This window comes from Streptomyces sp. NPDC087310 (genome assembly GCF_044744405.1).
Classification (GTDB): Bacteria; Actinomycetota; Actinomycetes; order Streptomycetales; family Streptomycetaceae; genus Streptomyces.
Genome location: NZ_JBIUYF010000003.1, coordinates 208925 through 224286, shown reverse-complemented (window position 1 = coordinate 224286; position 15362 = coordinate 208925). Strand labels below are relative to the sequence as shown.

Annotated in this window: 15 protein-coding genes, 2 tRNA genes and 1 pseudogene; 7 read left to right on the top strand and 11 right to left on the bottom strand. The window is 68.7% G+C overall.

Annotated elements, in window-relative coordinates:
• Positions 1–32 precede the first annotated feature (32 nt).
• The gene (locus ACIO3P_RS11555; RefSeq protein ID WP_401849032.1) at positions 33–4235 is read right to left on the bottom strand and encodes a PAS domain-containing protein; all 4203 of its coding nucleotides are present in this window, start codon (positions 4233–4235) and stop codon (positions 33–35) included.
• A 230-nt stretch (positions 4236–4465) separates the two neighbouring features.
• Positions 4466–4939, bottom strand: a complete 474-nt coding sequence (locus ACIO3P_RS11550) for an SSI family serine proteinase inhibitor (RefSeq protein WP_401849030.1) — start codon at positions 4937–4939, stop codon at positions 4466–4468.
• Between the two features lie 211 nt (positions 4940–5150).
• Between ACIO3P_RS11550 and ACIO3P_RS11545 the strand changes: the two genes are divergently transcribed.
• Both ACIO3P_RS11545 and ACIO3P_RS11540 read left to right on the top strand, forming a co-directional pair.
• Positions 5151–5241 (top strand) — tRNA-Ser (locus ACIO3P_RS11545).
• 171 nt (positions 5242–5412) lie between these two features.
• Positions 5413–5485 (top strand) — tRNA-Arg (locus ACIO3P_RS11540).
• A gap of 71 nt (positions 5486–5556) precedes the next feature.
• On the opposite strand, the gene ACIO3P_RS11535 is transcribed toward ACIO3P_RS11540, so the two are convergent.
• The gene (locus tag ACIO3P_RS11535) at positions 5557–6345 is read right to left on the bottom strand and encodes a GntR family transcriptional regulator (RefSeq protein ID WP_401849029.1); all 789 of its coding nucleotides are present in this window, start codon (positions 6343–6345) and stop codon (positions 5557–5559) included.
• A gap of 117 nt (positions 6346–6462) precedes the next feature.
• Here ACIO3P_RS11535 and ACIO3P_RS11530 point away from each other — a divergent pair, with 117 nt between their 5' ends.
• From ACIO3P_RS11530 to ACIO3P_RS11515, 4 genes are read left to right on the top strand one after another with little or no spacing between them, the layout of a single operon-like run.
• The gene (locus ACIO3P_RS11530; protein ID WP_387342067.1) at positions 6463–6870 is read left to right on the top strand and encodes an NUDIX hydrolase; all 408 of its coding nucleotides are present in this window, start codon (positions 6463–6465) and stop codon (positions 6868–6870) included.
• Positions 6871–6916: 46 nt separating this feature from the next.
• Positions 6917–7342 (top strand): ATP-binding protein, encoded by a 426-nt coding sequence (locus tag ACIO3P_RS11525; RefSeq protein ID WP_401849027.1) that lies wholly within the window; start codon positions 6917–6919, stop codon positions 7340–7342.
• The gene (locus ACIO3P_RS11520; protein ID WP_401849026.1) at positions 7339–7677 is read left to right on the top strand and encodes a hypothetical protein; all 339 of its coding nucleotides are present in this window, start codon (positions 7339–7341) and stop codon (positions 7675–7677) included. The genes ACIO3P_RS11525 and ACIO3P_RS11520 overlap by 4 nt, the downstream gene beginning before the upstream one ends.
• Positions 7674–8063 carry a hypothetical protein gene (locus tag ACIO3P_RS11515; RefSeq protein ID WP_401849024.1) on the top strand — a complete coding sequence of 130 codons (390 nt, stop codon included), beginning with the start codon at positions 7674–7676 and terminating at the stop codon, positions 8061–8063. The genes ACIO3P_RS11520 and ACIO3P_RS11515 overlap by 4 nt, the downstream gene beginning before the upstream one ends.
• A 225-nt stretch (positions 8064–8288) precedes the next feature.
• On the opposite strand, the gene ACIO3P_RS11510 is transcribed toward ACIO3P_RS11515, so the two are convergent.
• The 8 genes and pseudogenes from ACIO3P_RS11510 to ACIO3P_RS11475 all read right to left on the bottom strand — a co-directional run bounded on the left by ACIO3P_RS11510 (position 8289) and on the right by ACIO3P_RS11475 (position 14599).
• The gene (locus ACIO3P_RS11510) at positions 8289–8936 is read right to left on the bottom strand and encodes an MAE_28990/MAE_18760 family HEPN-like nuclease (RefSeq protein WP_401849022.1); all 648 of its coding nucleotides are present in this window, start codon (positions 8934–8936) and stop codon (positions 8289–8291) included.
• Between the two features lie 2 nt (positions 8937–8938).
• The gene (locus ACIO3P_RS11505; RefSeq protein WP_401849019.1) at positions 8939–10051 is read right to left on the bottom strand and encodes a DUF262 domain-containing protein; all 1113 of its coding nucleotides are present in this window, start codon (positions 10049–10051) and stop codon (positions 8939–8941) included.
• A 209-nt stretch (positions 10052–10260) separates the two neighbouring features.
• Positions 10261–10785: pseudogene (locus ACIO3P_RS11500) on the bottom strand (GNAT family N-acetyltransferase); the annotation flags it as partial.
• A gap of 205 nt (positions 10786–10990) precedes the next feature.
• On the bottom strand, positions 10991–11260 hold the full coding sequence (locus ACIO3P_RS11495) for a hypothetical protein (protein WP_401849017.1): 270 nt from the start codon (positions 11258–11260) through the stop codon (positions 10991–10993).
• A 329-nt stretch (positions 11261–11589) separates the two neighbouring features.
• Positions 11590–12123: an NUDIX hydrolase gene (locus ACIO3P_RS11490; RefSeq protein WP_401849016.1), complete on the bottom strand. Its 534-nt coding sequence runs from the start codon at positions 12121–12123 to the stop codon at positions 11590–11592.
• 104 nt (positions 12124–12227) lie between these two features.
• Complete coding sequence (locus ACIO3P_RS11485; RefSeq protein WP_401849014.1) at positions 12228–12668, bottom strand: transposase; 441 nt, start codon at positions 12666–12668, stop codon at positions 12228–12230.
• A 110-nt stretch (positions 12669–12778) separates the two neighbouring features.
• Positions 12779–13261 (bottom strand): helix-turn-helix domain-containing protein, encoded by a 483-nt coding sequence (locus tag ACIO3P_RS11480; RefSeq protein WP_401849013.1) that lies wholly within the window; start codon positions 13259–13261, stop codon positions 12779–12781.
• Between the two features lie 345 nt (positions 13262–13606).
• Entirely contained in the window at positions 13607–14599 is a 993-nt protein-coding gene (locus ACIO3P_RS11475; RefSeq protein ID WP_401849012.1) for an aldo/keto reductase, read from the bottom strand.
• A 122-nt stretch (positions 14600–14721) separates the two neighbouring features.
• Between ACIO3P_RS11475 and ACIO3P_RS11470 the strand changes: the two genes are divergently transcribed.
• A complete protein-coding gene (locus tag ACIO3P_RS11470) occupies positions 14722–15351 on the top strand; it encodes a TetR family transcriptional regulator (RefSeq protein ID WP_401849011.1) in 630 nt (209 codons plus the stop codon).
• The last annotated feature ends 11 nt before the right edge of the window (positions 15352–15362 follow it).

Below are 15362 nucleotides of genomic sequence, written 5' to 3'. Positions count from 1 at the left end.
GCCGCCCGCGGCCTGTGACGACCGGGCGGAGATCAGTTGGTGCCGATCTTGGCGAGGAGGTCGACGATCCGGTCCTGCACCTCGGCGCTCGTGGAGCGCTCGGCGAGGAACAGCACGGTCTCGCCGGAGCTGAGCCGCGGCAGCTCCGCCTCGTCGATGCCGGCCGAGGTGTATATGACCAGCGGGGTCCGGTTCAACTGGCCGTTCGCGCGCAGCCAGTCGATGATCCCCGCGCGCCGACGCCGTACCTGCATCAGGTCCATGACCACCAGGTTCGGCCGCGTCTGGGCGGCGAGATTGACGGCGTCGTTGTCGTTCGCGGCCCGCGCGACCTGGAGGCCACGCCGCTCCAGCGTCTCCGTCAGCGCGAGCGCGATCTCCTCGTGCTCCTCGATCACCAGCACGCGCGAGGGGTGCTGCTCGCTGTCGCGCGGCGCCAGGGCCTTGAGGAGTACGGCGGGGTCGGCACCGTACGCTGCCTCCCTGGTCGCCTGGCCGAGGCCCGCCGTCACCAGCACGGGGACCTCGGCGGCGACCGCGGCCTGGCGCAGCGACTGGAGCGCCGTACGGGTGATGGGGCCGGTCAGCGGGTCGACGAACAGGGCGGCGGGGAACGCGGCGATCTGGGCGGCGACCTCCTCGCGCGAGTGCACGACGACGGGCCGGTAGCCGCGGTCGCTCAGCGCCTGCTGCGTCAGGACGTCCGGCGCGGGCCAGACCAGCAGCCGGCGCGGGTTGTCGAGGGGCTCCGGGGGCAGTTCGTCGTCGACGGGCTGCGGCTGGGGGCGGTTGGCGACCTCGACCGCGCCACCGGGTCCGTCCAGCGGCTCGGGGCCCTCGGCGCCCTCGTCGGGCGCCCCTATGGCGTACGAGCGGCCCGCGGCCGGGGCGGTCGGGAGGCGAAGGCCGCCGCCCTGGGTGTGGTTCTGGACCTGCGCCTGGGCCTGTGGCTGGGGTTGCGGCTGGGGGGAGGCGGCCGTCGTCAGGTCGGGGTGCTCGGTACCGGCGGGCGGGGTGCCCAGCTTGCGGCGCCGCCCGGAGGGTGAGGGCGCCGCCGACTGCCCCTGCGGTTGCTGGCCCTGCTGCTGTTGCCCCTGCTGGGGGAGTTGCTGGGGAAGTTGCTGAGTGAAGGGCACGCCCTGGCCGAGCGTGCGCACGCTGAACGCCCGGCCCTGGGTGGAGTCCGGCGGCACCGGCGCCTCCTCCGGCAGGGGCTGCGCGGGCGGCAGCGGCTGATGCGCGCCACGCCGGGGGTGCGGTACGGAGGACTCGGCGGACGGCTCCGAGGCGGCGACCGACGCGGTGGGCGACGTCGGGGGCGTGGGAGCGGGCGCCGGAGCGGGCTGGGCTGCGACGGGCGCCGGTTCGGGGGCCTCCGGCGCGGCTTCGGGCGCGGGCTCCTCGGGCCAGCCCGGCGGCGGGGACATGAACCCGAAGCCGGAAGTCGTCGGCATCCCCTGCCCGTTGGTCGCCCCGTCTGCCGTACGCCCCGCACTCTGCCGGGGGAAGGCGCTGACCGGAGCGGCCGGTACGGGGCTGCCCCAGCCGTTCGGATCGGGCGCCACGGCCGCCTCGGCGGGGGCGGCGGGCATGGCGGCGGGACCCGGCTGTGCGCGGCGCCGTCCCGCGGCGGGCAGGGGGTGCGGCTGGGGCGGCGTGTGGTCCTCGTCCGGAACCGTACGTACGGCGTCGTGGCGGCCCGGCGCCGCGGCGTCAGGGACGGGCGACGGAACCCTGCGGTCCGCTTCGGCGGGCGGCAGCGCGAACGCGCTGCGGGGGCCCTCCGCCTCGGCGGGGGGCGGGACGCGGCGGTCCTGCGCGGGCGCGAGCGCCCGGCGCGCACGGCGCCCGGCGGGCTGCTGCGGCGCGGGGCCGGCGGCGGGAGAAGCGGCGGCGGGAGAGGCGGCCTGAGGCGTGGCCTGAGGCGCCTGAGCGGCAGTCTCGGGGGCCGAAGGCCCGGACGGCAGCGCGGGAAGCGCCCGCTGCCCGGTGTTCCGGGCACGGCGCCCGGTGCCCGGCTCGACCGGTACGCCCTGCGGCGGCACGGCCTGGCCGAGCGCCGCACGCCCGGTCGGATGCGCCCCCTCGGAAGCGGTCACGACCGCCCCCTCCGAGGGAGCTGGCGCGCCGCTCGTCAGCGCGACGGCGGAACCGGGCCCGGTCGCGCTCGCGCTCGCGTGAGCCGCGTCCTCGGCGGGACTGGGCCGCCCGCGCCGCCGCCCCGTACCCCCTCCGGCACCCTCGACGCCGCCCCCACTCGTGCCACCCGCGACACCGACCCCATGGGTCCCCTCGGTCGCTTCGGCCCCATGGGTCCCCTCGGTCCCGCCGGCCCCGGACGCGATCGCGCGCGCCCTGCGCCGTCCCGTGGGCTCCTGCTCGCCCGTGTCCTCCGTCGCCGGGGACTCCAGGAACGCGTCCGTCGTCGCCCGGCGCGCGCGCCGCCTGCCGCCGCCCGAGGTCCCAGGGCCCTGGCCGGGCTCCGGATGCGGCGAAGGCGCCTGGTGCTGCGGCTCGTCCCCACCGGGGTTCGCGGTGGGCGGCGGAACCGCCCCCGAGCCCTCCCCCAGCGGCAGCTCCAGCACGAACGCGCTGCCGTTCATCCCGGGCACCTCGTGCGTCTGCAGAACGCCGCTGTGCGCCCGTACGATCCCGCGCACGATCGGCTCGTGCACCGGGTCGCCCCCGGCGAACGGCCCGCGCACCTCGATCCGTACGACGTCACCGCGCTGCGCGGCGGCCACCACGATGGTCGAGTCGACGTAACCGCCGCCCGGCATCGGCTTCGTACGGCCCGTCGAGTCGACCCCGGCCACATCCGCGACGAGATGCGCCAGCGCCGTCGCCAGCCGGACGCCGTCCACCTCGGCCTCGATCGGCGGGGCGTGCACCGCGAACTGCGCCCGGCCGGGACCGATCAGCTCCACCGCGCCCTCGACACCGGCCGCCACGACCCCGTCGAGCAGGGTCTTCGACTTGGTGAGCTGTTCCGTACCGGCGTCGAGCCGCTGATAGCCGAGGACGTTGTCGACGAGCGTCGTCATCCGGGCGTACCCGGCGGCGAGGTGGTGCAGGATCTGGTTGGCCTCGGGCCAGAGGTGGCCCGCCGGGTCGGCGGCGAGGGTGGTCAGTTCGCCCCGCAGCTCCTCCAGCGGCCCGCGCAGCGCCTCGCCGAGCACGGCGGTGAGCTGGGTGTGCCGGCCCGCGACATCGCCGTACCGCTCCGTCAGCCCCTCGATCTCGGCCGCGTACCGGTCACTGCGGTCGGCCAGCTCCGCCGCGTGCCGCTCCTCGGCGGCGGCCAGTTCGGCGGTGAGCCGGTCGGTCGTCTCCGTCAGTTCGGCGGTGAGCCGCTCGTCGGTCTCGGCCACCTCCGCGGTACGCCGCTCCTCGGCGGCGGCCAGCTCGGCGGCGTGCTGCTCGGTGAGTTCGTCGTACGGGCGCCGGTCGGTGAAGGTCATCACGGCGCCGACGAGCTGATCGCCGTCCCGCACCGGAGCGGTCGTCAGATCGACCGGCACCTTCTTGCCGCCCTTCGCCCACAGCACCTGCCCGCGCACCCGGTGCTTGCGGCCGGAACGGAGCGTGTCCGCGAGCGGGGACTCCTCGTACGCGAACGGCTCGCCGTCCGCGCGCGAGTGCAGGATCAGCGGGTGCAGCTCCTGGCCGCCGAGATCGCTGGCGCGGTGGCCGAGGATCTGCGCGGCGGCGGGGTTGACGAGCACGACCCGCCCGTCGGTGTCCGTACCGACGACGCCCTCGGAGGCGGCCCGCAGGATCATCTCCGTCTGCCGCTGCGAGCGCGCCAGCTCGGCCTCGGTGTCCATCGTCCCCGACAGGTCCCGTACGACGATCATGAGCAGCTCGTCGCCGGTGTAGCTGTGCGAGTCGTTGTACGCGTCCCGGCCGTCCTCCAGGCTCGCGCTGGTCACCTCGGCCGGGAACTCGCCGCCGTCCGTACGCCGCGCCATCATCCGCGTGGGCTTCGTACGGCCGCGGGCGTCGGCCGAGGCGGGGCGCCGCATCGAACCGGGGATCAGCTTCGAGTCGAACTCGGGCAGCAGATCGAGCAGCCCGCGGCCGACCAGCGCGGTGCCCGGGGTCTCGAACATCTCCAGGGCGATGGTGTTGGCGTTGACGACCGTGCCGTTGGCGTTGACGAGCACCAGGCCGTCGGGGAGTGCGTCGAGTATCGCCGCGAGGCGAGCAGCGCCTCGGGATGGCCTGCTGCTCACGACGACGCTTCCTCCCTGAACCACTGCACCTTGCGGACGGCCGCACCCATCTTGCCTCTCGGCTCCCGGCCTGTCACTGATGGGAGTCTAAGGGCTGGGACGGGGACAGCGGCGGCGGATGAGGGGTACCTCTCGCCGAGACCATGGCCGGGGCGTGTGCGCGCGGCCCATGCCACGGTCACGCCCCGCCCCTGTGGGGCCACCCGGGGCCGGGTGTCCCTCCCTCGTTTCTACGCGCCGTTCCCGGGAAGAACGGGCTCCAGCGCCCGCCAGCGGGAGATCTCGCAGCCGTTCTTCTTGTCGAAGGAGGCGTCGACGGAGCGGCCCCGCCAGGTCCCGTGGACCCGGGCGGTGGCGTCACCGCCGTACTGCATGGTGCACGCGGCATTCCGGCTCACCGGCGCGAACGGGTCCTGGCTCCCCCCGGCCAGCTCCGCCAGCCGGTCACAGGCGGCCCGCGCCCGCTGATGCGTCCCGCCGACGGGCCGGCAGGTCAGCCGGTACGTACCGTCCGACCCCGCGACCCCGGACTTCGCGACGGTCACGGTGAGCTGATCACCGGGCGCCGCCGCGCTCTGCGGCCACGCCTCCTCGGAGAGGGGCAGCGGTACGGGGGCGAGCGGGGCGCCGGTGGCGGCGACGGGCGTACCGGCAAGGACGGCGGACGCGGCGACACCGAGAACAAGGAGACGCAGACGCGGCATGGGGGCTCCTGACAGTGACCTGACCTGACGGACAACACCGGGTCCGACACCCGGCCCCCTGCTTAACGCGCGCCGGCCCCCGGCGTTGCGCACGGGTATGTGCTTTGCCCTGCGGCCCACCTGCCTAGTACCGTGAGGAGCGATTGGTGACACCCCACCTGGCTGTGTCATCATCTGCACGCACCGTTTCGCGCCCGCGCGATCCGGAGCTGGAGGCGTCGCCTAGTCCGGTCTATGGCGCCGCACTGCTAATGCGGTTTGGGTCTTAAAGCCCATCGAGGGTTCAAATCCCTCCGCCTCCGCGTGTCGATCACCGAAGCCCCGGCCCCACGGCCGGGGCTTCGGTCGTTCCCTCGGGATTTCGGCATCTGTGCAGCTCAGAGGGGGTGCGGGGAATGGATTTCACGTGACGCCGCAGGTCATGTAATGTTGTTCCCGCAACGCCGACCGGGAAGAAAAGCCCGGAACGCCAAGCACTCGTAGCTTAACGGATAGAGCATCTGACTACGGATCAGAAGGTTGCAGGTTCGAATCCTGCCGAGTGCACAGCAGTGCAGAGGCCCCCGGAGAAATCCGGGGGCCTCTCGCGTGGGGCGGGTCCCGATTACTTCTGCTTGTCAGGTCGCGGGCAGGCGGTAGTTGAGGACGTACGCGTCAGCGGCCATGACTGTGTCGCACACCTCCACGGCGCGGCCCTTGGTGTCGAACGCGGTACGGATCAGATGGATCACCGGCACGCCCGAGGCGAGCCGCAGCATCTTGACCTCCTGCGGGGAGGGCATGCGGGCCCGGATCTCTTCCTCGAAGTGGTCGAGGTGGTGGCCGAGTTCTTCGAGGCGGGCGTAGATGCCGCCGGGGCCGGGGTTGGGCTGGGCGATCGGGGTGTCGCGGACCAGGTCGAGCGGGAGGTAGGACACGGCGAACTCGACCGGCCGCCCGTCGAGCAGATACCGGCGCCGCCGCGCCAGCACCCGCCGGGGAGCACCCAGCCGAGCGGACACATCCGGGGTCGGCCGCTCCTCCTTGACCTCCAGGTTGTCCACCTCCGGGCGGCTGCCGGCCGCGTCGGCCTCCACGATGAACGCCGACTTCCCCTGCTCGCGATGGCGCCGCGCGAACCGGTCCGAGGCCAGCCGCCGCACCGGCGGACGCGCCCGGACGAAGACACCCTTGCCGTGCTCGGAGTTGACCAGTCCTTCGCTCTGGAGCATGGAGAGCGCGTTGCGGACGGTCATCCGGGAGACGCCGAAGTGCTCGACCAGTTCGGATTCCGAGGGAAGCTTGGCCCCCTCGGCGAAGCGCCCCTTGTCGATGGCTTCCCTCAGGTGATCGGCGATCTGCCGGAAGACGGCCCGGTCACTGGTCGGGTCCAGCGAGCCGAGCATGCCGGAAGGAAGAGCGGCCACGCGTACTCCTTTAGATATCTAGACAAGCACCTGAGGTGCGTTGCTACGGTGAAGAGCCTAGCCAGCCACCTGCGACGGGGAACACCGAACGTGACCACAGCCGAACGCCCCCATTCCGTGAGCGTCGCGGGAGTGATCGTGGACGACCACGGTCGCGCCCTGTTGATCAAGCGACGCGACAACGGGCACTGGGAGCCGCCGGGCGGTGTGGTCGAGGCCGGCGAAACCCTGCCCGACGCGTTGCAGCGGGAAGTCCTGGAAGAGACCGGCATCAAGATCGCCCTCCCGGCGACGCTGACCGGTGTCTACAAGAACATGACGGGCCTGATCGTCTCGCTCGTCTTCCGCTGCCAGGCGATCGAGGGACAGCCCACCACCGGCGACGAGACGAAAGCCCTGCGCTGGGTCACCCGCGACGAGGTGGCGGAGCTGGCCGACGAGGCGTACGCGATCCGCGTGCAGGACGCCCTTGACGCGGTGTCCCCGCCCGCCGTCCGTGCCCACGACGGCGTGAAACTCGTCTAGCACCACCCAATGGTCCATGGCCGCCTACCAGCGTAAAGGAACTTGTATGCACGAGTATACGAGCAGGGTGCGGGTCTGGGGGCTGACTTGCCCAGGTTTCCGGGAAGAGGTCAGCAGAGCGCGGCGATGGACCCGCGACATCCTCAGCGGCCACCCCCACGCCGACGACATCGCCCTCATCGTCAGCGAGCTGGGCACGAACGCCCTCCTCTACACGACCAGCGGCACCGAGACCGGCGTCTTCCACATCGCGCTCGCCCTCTCCGACCACGTGACCGCCGTCTCCGTCACCGACGCCGGAGGAAGCGACACCACCCCGAAGGCCACCTACGCCGACGACGACGCCCTACGCGGCCGGGGCCTGGACATGGTCAACACCCTCGCCCACCACGTCTCCATCCACGCCAACGCCCAGGGCCACACCGTCACCGCGGAACTCCTCACGCTCCACCCCGGAGCCCACCCGTGGTGACGACCACCCAGACGCGGCCCTCAACGGCACGCGCATCAAGGGCCGGCTACTGGTGCGAGGCCAGCGCCCACACACCCGGAGCCCGCACCATCTGGCTCAACTCCCACCCGGCCAACAGCCCCCGCACCGCCCTGCGCTGGCTCCGCAGCCGCGTCCAGGACATCACCGACCAACTCGACCAGCCATACGCGCAGGGCCACCACTGGCTCACCGACGAACCCGAACACGAACGAGCCCGCACCACCCTGGCCCACGGCGAGACCTACGTACTCACCCTCCACGACGACACCACCCGCTACGTACTCTCCGCCCGCCCCACAGGAAGTGCCCGATGACCGAACCGGTACCGATACGCACCCACGCCTTCCAGTGCACATGCTGGATACGCCGCCCAGCAACCACCGGGGCCCCGACCCTCATCGACTCCATCGACATCGAGACCGCCACGCAGGCCATCCGATGGATCAGAGTCGCCCTCCGCACCATCGCCCCATCCCTCGAACCCAACGCCCGCGAACAAGCTTGGGAGTGGCTGTCAGCCGACCACCGCAACGACCTCCACACCCTCACCAGCGGCCAGCCGTGCACCCTCACCCTCCACGACAGCCGCACCACCATCCAATGGACCGCCCGCCCCGTGACCTACCTCAAACTCGCCACCCGCCAGAGCCTCCCAGCCTGTGCAGAGCAGTACATGCAGCCCCAACAACAGCGCGAGTAACAACTTTCTCTACGGTTTCAAGGCGCCGCGCAAGCGCGTCGCCCCCGGCCCGGCCTGTGCTCCTGCCTCCGTCCCACTCCAGCCCGTCCGGCGCCCGTGCCGCGCACACAGCAATCAGCCGCCTGGCGACAGAGAAGGGGGACGTCGCGCTTGGGGCGGCCGACTCAACGGATTACAGGGTCACGATCACTTGCGCCAAAGCCGCTCCACCGACCTCAAGCGTCCTCACTTCCGCTTGTACCCTTCATTGGTCGCCGCATTAGAAATCTGAGTGCGCACATCTTTCAGGATGACCAATACGCGATCTCTGATATCAATCCAATCCGCAAGCGAGACATATTCCTCCCTCCCGTGGGCAATGTCGTTGCGATGGCGCAACAATCGTTTGTCGATAATGGATCTGTAGATCTCATGCCTACTCGCATCGCAACCAATGGAATGCATAATGTCGGCAAATGTGTCGAAATGTAGATTCGACCTCGTTCGAATCGTAGCCGAGGTGTATGGAATTTTAGCGGGTAGCGCATCGGCGCTCCTGAGTAGCTCGACAATCTCAGTATGTGTCGAGGAACTTTTTGAAGCCTCGCCGCGACCCAGTTTCGACCTAAGGGCCACCGCGGCTATCTCAGACCTCAATTGGCCGACCTTGAGGCCTTTCCTGCTCACATACTCAAGATATGCACGAGTGCCCTCTTTTACGTACCCTTCCCAATGTGCATAAACAAGCGCTATGCCGCCGCGGAGGATCCCTGGCAATTGGTGGGATCTGCACGAGGATGCAACTTGCTCCCAGAGTTGCATCTCATGTGTACGCCATTTCAAGTCCTCAGTCAGAACGGATTCAAGATTCTCGATCGTCCGAATCGAGGCCATTTCTAATCCACGCTGAAAATTCGATTGCCTACGGGTGGCATCATTGGTACGCGAGACGTGGCGCGAACTCCTGCCCCCGAATATTTTCTGAACTGATAATCTTTCCAGAGTTCAGAAACTTTACGCCTCAGGCGATCAGCCTGTTCATCGACTCGAAGATTCTTCCAATCATCGAGGTGACCCGCCACTCCGAGGGTAATAGCCTCGAACGCCGACACACTGAAAGCGCCAGACGGCTTTTCGCGACGGATGTCGTACCGCCGGAAGACGTCTGCCCCCAGTGACGAAAGAACGCCGAATACGCCCTCGAAGATCACTTGTTGCTGTGCTGTGTCGAAGTCGCCGGACATGGACATGTCCAATATTTGATCTGACAGAAATGTATCCATGTCGGAAAATCTGTTAAGCTCGGATGGTGTTGCATTCCTGAGGACGAAGAATCGCGTCGCAAGCTCTAGATCATACTGTTCAGAAATCTGCCTATTCGTCAAAGGCACGCAGTCAGCAAACGGCCCCTCGGTACGGAGCCGATCTAGCCAAACATAAAATTCGGCGTTAGTCATCAGTAGCTGAGCAGTTCGAACCTCCTGCGGTGAGGTCGGAACACCGCCACTATTCAACCTGTCGAACAATTCATACTTTACTCGTTCGTCAGATTCGCGCAGCAGAATCCGGAAATCCAGGCGAGCCCGCTTAAAATGGATCTTAAGCTCGGGAGAAAACCTGAGTTCCCCTCCTGAGTAGCTCATTTTCTCCAGCGAAGGCAAATACTTGGTCCGGGTGAGCTCGCTCGGCGGAAGGATCACGCCTGTCGCCTCGTCGCGCAATTCCCCCATAAAGGATAGGATCGTGGACAGTCGCTGCAGGCCATCAACAACCTCCCACACGCCATCCTCGCGCTGGGCGACGAAAATAGTGGGGAGCGGGATGTCGAGCAGAATGGACTCGATCAGTCGCGATTGCTTCTCAATAGGCCAGCGGAACAGGCGCTGGTACTCTGGCCTGATTTGAATTTCTTTGTCTCGGTAGAGATTTACCACCTCTCCGATCGACATTGTGTATCCATCAGATCGGATATTTTGACGGCTACTCTCGACTTCCTCAAGAATTCCCACAGGCTATCCTTTTCATTCACATTTCTTGCGATGCAGGAGCCAGACTATCCTCTCTTCTCAGACGATGATGGAGCAACCGTCAACGGAACGGTGGCGAGCTACGGCAACCATCACGACCGCGGCCAAGGTCCAGCTGCCGAACGGGACGAAAGAGTGCCAGATACATGCCAGATCGCGCGGGGAACCACGGGAACATCGGACACCAAGTCGGCCATGGCTGTGGCGAATGGAGCGAAGGTCTCCTGTACGGCGGCCGGCCAGTCGGCGACAGGGCGGACCGGGCCGCCGGGGTCGGGGCAGGGCCGGTCGGTGAAGTCCTTCAGATGGATACGGGTGCCGCGTGGGGAGCTGGTCTCGGGGCCGAGCGGGCGTACGACGCGGGCGTTGACCGCGTCGTGTGCGGCGGCGAGCTTCGCGGCCAGTTCGGCTGCTTCCTGGACGATGCTGTCGCGGTGCCCGTAGGCGAAGACCTTGACAGTGCCGCGTCCACGCCGGGTCAGCGTGGGGATGAGAGTCTGCTCGGGCTGGTGCACCACGTCGCCGCGGAGAACTGTCTCGGCTTTCTTCCCACCCCAGCGCCGGTCCTTGTCGTAGGGCAGGAAGTCCCCGGTGTCGGCCGCTCGCAGGGTGTCCTCGAAGACGTCGACGGTCAGGGCATCGGGATGGACGGGGCCGAGGGTCGGCACGATTGGCGCGGTCAGTACGGGCCGGAGCCAGTCCCAGCGGAAGAACATGTGCGGCACCCTAACGGCCGGACGGTCAGGGCTCAGGCCCCGACGCGAACGCGTCAGGGCCTGAACGGAACCGACCGGATCTGTCGGTCAGTGGGGGGTGTCGTCACCGGCGTCGCAGGAGCACCCCGCGCTCTCCACGATGTCGTCCAGGTCCAGGACGGCGGTCACCGAGGGCGGCGACGGGCGGGGCATGAGGCGTTCTCGGTCACCGCGACGTTGATGCGCAGCGGCAGGCCCGCCTCGCGTGCGGCGTCCATGCCGCGCCGGAACGTCCTCCATATCGCCGGCGCTGGGTGAGCGTGTCGAAGGACTCCGCGCTCGCCCCATACATGCTGACGACCAGCCGGTTGGGCGGGCAGTTCCGGAAGAGCTTGAGGAGGTCGGGCCGCCAGAGCAGTGAGCCGTTGGTGGAGATGGTGAGCATCATCCCGGCCTGCCAGGCGTATCGGTAGGCGCCCTGGAAGTGGGGGGCCATGGTGGGTTCGCCGCCGGTGATCCGGAGCCAGAGAGGGCGCCGGCCTCGCGTGACCCACACCGTGATCTCGGAGGCCACACCCAATTCGGCCGGATCAGCACCGGCGATCCGGACCCGGCCTGGGTCGCCTACTTCGGCGAGCCGAAGCTGATCGTGGACACCGGCGTCGCGTACGGCCGCCTGGGCGAAGCCGCCCTCGCTGAACCCCTCATCTCGGAGCGGGTCGCCGGCCGCATTCGGGAGTTTTGCGAGCAGTTGGAGCCCCTCCGCCGGGAACCGGCAGTGGTGGCCTTCGAGTCCCGGCTCCGGGACGCGCTGCCCCGGTCAGGTCAGCGGATCGCCTCGTCCATGAGCACGTAGAGCAGCCCGACGAGGGAGCCACTGCTGACGATCTCGCGCCGGTCGATCATGCCCCGCACGTCGGCCAGCGGGATCCACTCGATCCGGTCCGACTCGTTCTTCTCGGTCGGCGGACCCTCGTACGTCGCCCCGTCGGCCCGGAAGACGTGGTGCTGGGAATCGGTGATCCCGTTCGCAGGCTCGGCGTAGATCAGCGGTTTGATCGGGCCGGGCCGCCAGCCGGTCTCCTCCAAGACCTCGCGGGCTGCCGCTTCGGCCGGCGTCTCTCCTTCCTCGACCAGACCCATGGGCAGCTCCCATGCCCAGGCGTTCGTGATGAAGCGGTGCCGCCACATCATCAGGACCTCGCGCCGCCCGTTGACGACAGCGGCCACGGCCAGGTGGCGGAGCTTGACGACGTGGTGCTCCCAGCGGTTCCCGTCCGGCGTCTCGACGTCGGTGAGCCACAGGTTCACCCAACTGTTTTCGTAGATCGGACGTTCACCGTGGATCTTCCACTGCATCGCTGCGGCCCCTCTCGATCGGCCCTCAGCATCCCAGAACGAACCTCGAAGGCAGCAGAGTTCGGTCACTTGGTGGTCGGCTCCGGAAGTCCTTCGGGGGTTGATCAAGCTGCCGGCGCGACGGAGGATTCTTCTGGGTGATCAGCGGTGTGCCGGTCGAGTCTGGCCAGCAGATCGTCCAGGTCGGAGTGGGGGAACTTCCACTGGAACGGCTGTGCCGTCCCGACTTGGGCAAGGTCGGTGAAGTCATGGGGCGCCACGACCTTGCGCTGCACGACGGAGAAGAAGATCTCCACCTGGTTCAGCCAGGAGGCGTGCACCGGGGTGTGGACCAGCACCGTGTTCGGGAACGCCGCGGTCAGCCGGTCTGCGGCCTTCTTGCCGCGGTGGGAGGAGCCGTTGTCGACGACCCGGAACACGCGTTTTGCGCTCGTGTACGGTTCCTGGCTCATGACCTGAGCGACGAGAGCCATGAACGGGTCGATGCCGGTGCGTGCTTCGGTGCGGCCGAACACGCGGGCGTGGTGGACGTCGTAGGCGGCCAAGTAGGTCAGCGCTCCGCCGCGGCCGTAGGTGTTGGTTCACTCGCATCGCCCTCGCCTGCCCTGCTGCGAGGGTGGGGTGACAGCGGCAGCGGGCCTGGGTGGAGGTCTTCTCATCCGTGCTTATGACGTACGCGTCCGCACCGAGCGGCCTGCCGTTGAAGGTGCGGGCGTAGAGGTCCAGCACGCGCTCGGCCCTGGGGCGGAAGGCAGGGTCGGTGATGAAGATCCAGGATCGGTGCTGCCAGGGCTTGAGGGTGTCCTGGGTGAGCCGGCGACGCACGGTGGAGGCCGACACGAACGTGGCGATCTCTCGCGCCATGGCCTCGCGGGCCGGCTCCGGGCACGACCAACGCGACAGTGGCGCGCCGGCGTCGAAGGGGAAGCCGACAGGCCAGGGCCTTGACCTGGGCGACCTGCAAGGCGGTGAAGCGGGGCGGACGGCCGGAGCGCTTGCGGTCGGCTAGCCCAGTGAGTCCCAGCGCAGCGAATCGGTTCCGCCAGGTCCGCACGGTGTCCAGGTGTAATCCGGTCTCACGGGCGATGCGCGCGTTGGAGCGCCTACGCGCCGCGTGCAGGACCACCTGAGCCCGCATACGCAGCGGTGCTCGGTCTTTTGACCGTAGGCCATCCTCTTCAGCCGCTCGCGCTCGGCGGGGGTCGAGGCTGTCGCACGGGCCTGGGCAACAGACAAGACAGGCAGGCCAATCTGTAGAAGTGGTTTTTCGCCGCCCGCATTCTGGGAAGCCCTGCCTGTCGCACCCCGGCACCCCGCCGGATCGTCCGTCAGCGGTTGACCTTGAGGTTGATCAGGAGGAGCAGGGCGCGCCGTGGCTGGTGCGCACGTGGGCACAGACCCCGGTCACAGCCCCGCCCGGGAGGACATGCCGCCGCTGCTCGCCGCCGCATGCCCGGGACCGCCGAACTTGGTGTACGGGCTGTCAGTCCGTGCGGAAGCCAGCCATGATCGAGGCCGGGTAGCGGCTGCCTGCGGAACCCTGGGGAAGGATCTCCCGGATACGGGCCAGGTCGGCCTCGGTGAGTTCTACGTCGGTGGCGCCGACGTTCTCCTCCAGACGTGTGGCGCTGCGGGTGCCCGGGATCGGGATTACGTCCTCGCCCTGGGTGAGTAGCCAGGCCAGGGCAAGCTGGGCGGGGGTGATGCCCTTGGTGGCGGCGAGCTTTCGGAGCTGCTCGGCGGCGTTCAGGTTGTAGGCGTAGTTCTCGCCCTGCCAGCGCTCGTCCCAGCGGCGCATGTCGCCCTCGGGATACTCGTCAGCGGGCTTGACCACGCCGGAGAGGAAGCCGCGGCCGAGCGGCGAGTACGGTACCAGGCCGATCCCCAGCTCTCGCAGGACCGGCAGGATCTCGTCCTCTACTTCGCGTTCGAAGACCGAGTACTCGTACTGAAGGGCTGTGACCGGGGTGACGGTGTGGGCGCGGCGGATGTACTGCGGGCCGACGTTACTCAGGCCGAAGTACTGCACCTTGCCCTCGGCGATCAGGTCACCGACAGTGCCGGCGACCTCCTCGGCCGGTACGTCGGGGTCGGAGATGTGCTGGTAGAAGAGGTCGATGCGGTCGGTCTGGAGGTAGCGCAGGCTGTTCTCGGCGACCTTGCGGATGTTCTCCGGGCGGCTGTTGACGCCGCTCCCCAGCGTCTTGCTGGTCATGTCGAAGCCGAACTTGGTGGCCAGGATGACCTCGTCGCGGAAGTCCTTGACTGCGCTGCCGAGCAGCGTCTCGTTGCTGCCGGTGCCTTGGCCGTACAGCTCGGCGGTGTCGAAGAAGCCGACTCCGAGTTCGTGGGCGCGGCGGATGGTGGAGATGCCGTCCTCGTCGTTCGAGGGGCCGTAGGCCAGGGACATCCCCATCAGGCCCAGTCCGAGCGCGGAGACGCGCAGTCCCTGCTGTCCCAGGGTGCGGTGCTGCATGAGATCGCTCCTCGTGTCATGTCGGCAGCCCATAGCTGACCAAACCAAACTGTTCGGTGTGACTCTACGCTTGTCTGGAGTGCAACGCAAAACCGAACGGTTCGGTCGCTTATCCTGGGCTCATGCCTCGCTCCACCAATCCTGGCCGGACCTCGGACACCGCCATCGCGGGCGAGTCCGCCGACTCCACGCGCCAGCGGATCGTCGCCGCAGCCAAGGAGGAGTTCGCCCGGCACGGGATCGCCGGCGCCCGCGTGGACCGCATCGCCAAGCAGGCCAGGACGAGCAAGGAACGTGTCTACGCCTACTTCCGCAGCAAGGAAGCCCTTTACGCGTACGTCGCCGAACGCGAGACGACCGCACTCGTCGAGGCCACTCGGCTGGACCCGGCCGACCTGCCCGGTTATGCCGGCATCCTCTTCGACCACTTCACGGCACGTCCGGACCACTACCGCCTGATCGTGTGGGGCCGCCTGGAGCTGGCCGAGCCCGCAGACAACCCCACCAGCCCCCTCCAGGCCACGATCGCCGGCAAGCTCGACCAACTCCGCGACGCGCAGCGCATCGGGCTGCTCGACCCGGCCTGGGACCCCGTCGACGTCCTCGCCCTGATCAACCAGATCGCCATGACCTGGGCAGGCCAGCCCGAAATCGCCGCCGCTGCCGCAGACCAGGCCGTGGACCCCTCCATCGCCGCCCGCCGCGCCGCACTGGTGACCGCCGTCGAGCGCATGTTCCCTCGCGCGGACTGAGAACAACGCCC

What these genes read in the sequence shown, in the direction of transcription:
- ACIO3P_RS11550 (WP_401849030.1), bottom strand. Translation starts at nt 4,939, where the DNA reads ATGCCGCGTCTGCGTCTCCTTGTTCTCGGTGTCGCCGCGTCCGCCGTC.
- ACIO3P_RS11525 (WP_401849027.1), top strand. Translation starts at nt 6,917, where the DNA reads ATGCACGAGTATACGAGCAGGGTGCGGGTCTGGGGGCTGACTTGCCCA.
- ACIO3P_RS11515 (WP_401849024.1), top strand. Translation starts at nt 7,674, where the DNA reads ATGACCGAACCGGTACCGATACGCACCCACGCCTTCCAGTGCACATGC.
- ACIO3P_RS11510 (WP_401849022.1), bottom strand. Translation starts at nt 8,936, where the DNA reads ATGGCCTCGATTCGGACGATCGAGAATCTTGAATCCGTTCTGACTGAG.
- ACIO3P_RS11495 (WP_401849017.1), bottom strand. Translation starts at nt 11,260, where the DNA reads ATGGCCCCCCACTTCCAGGGCGCCTACCGATACGCCTGGCAGGCCGGG.
- ACIO3P_RS11490 (WP_401849016.1), bottom strand. Translation starts at nt 12,123, where the DNA reads ATGCAGTGGAAGATCCACGGTGAACGTCCGATCTACGAAAACAGTTGG.
- ACIO3P_RS11480 (WP_401849013.1), bottom strand. Translation starts at nt 13,261, where the DNA reads ATGCGGGCTCAGGTGGTCCTGCACGCGGCGCGTAGGCGCTCCAACGCG.
- ACIO3P_RS11475 (WP_401849012.1), bottom strand. Translation starts at nt 14,599, where the DNA reads ATGCAGCACCGCACCCTGGGACAGCAGGGACTGCGCGTCTCCGCGCTC.
- ACIO3P_RS11470 (WP_401849011.1), top strand. Translation starts at nt 14,722, where the DNA reads ATGCCTCGCTCCACCAATCCTGGCCGGACCTCGGACACCGCCATCGCG.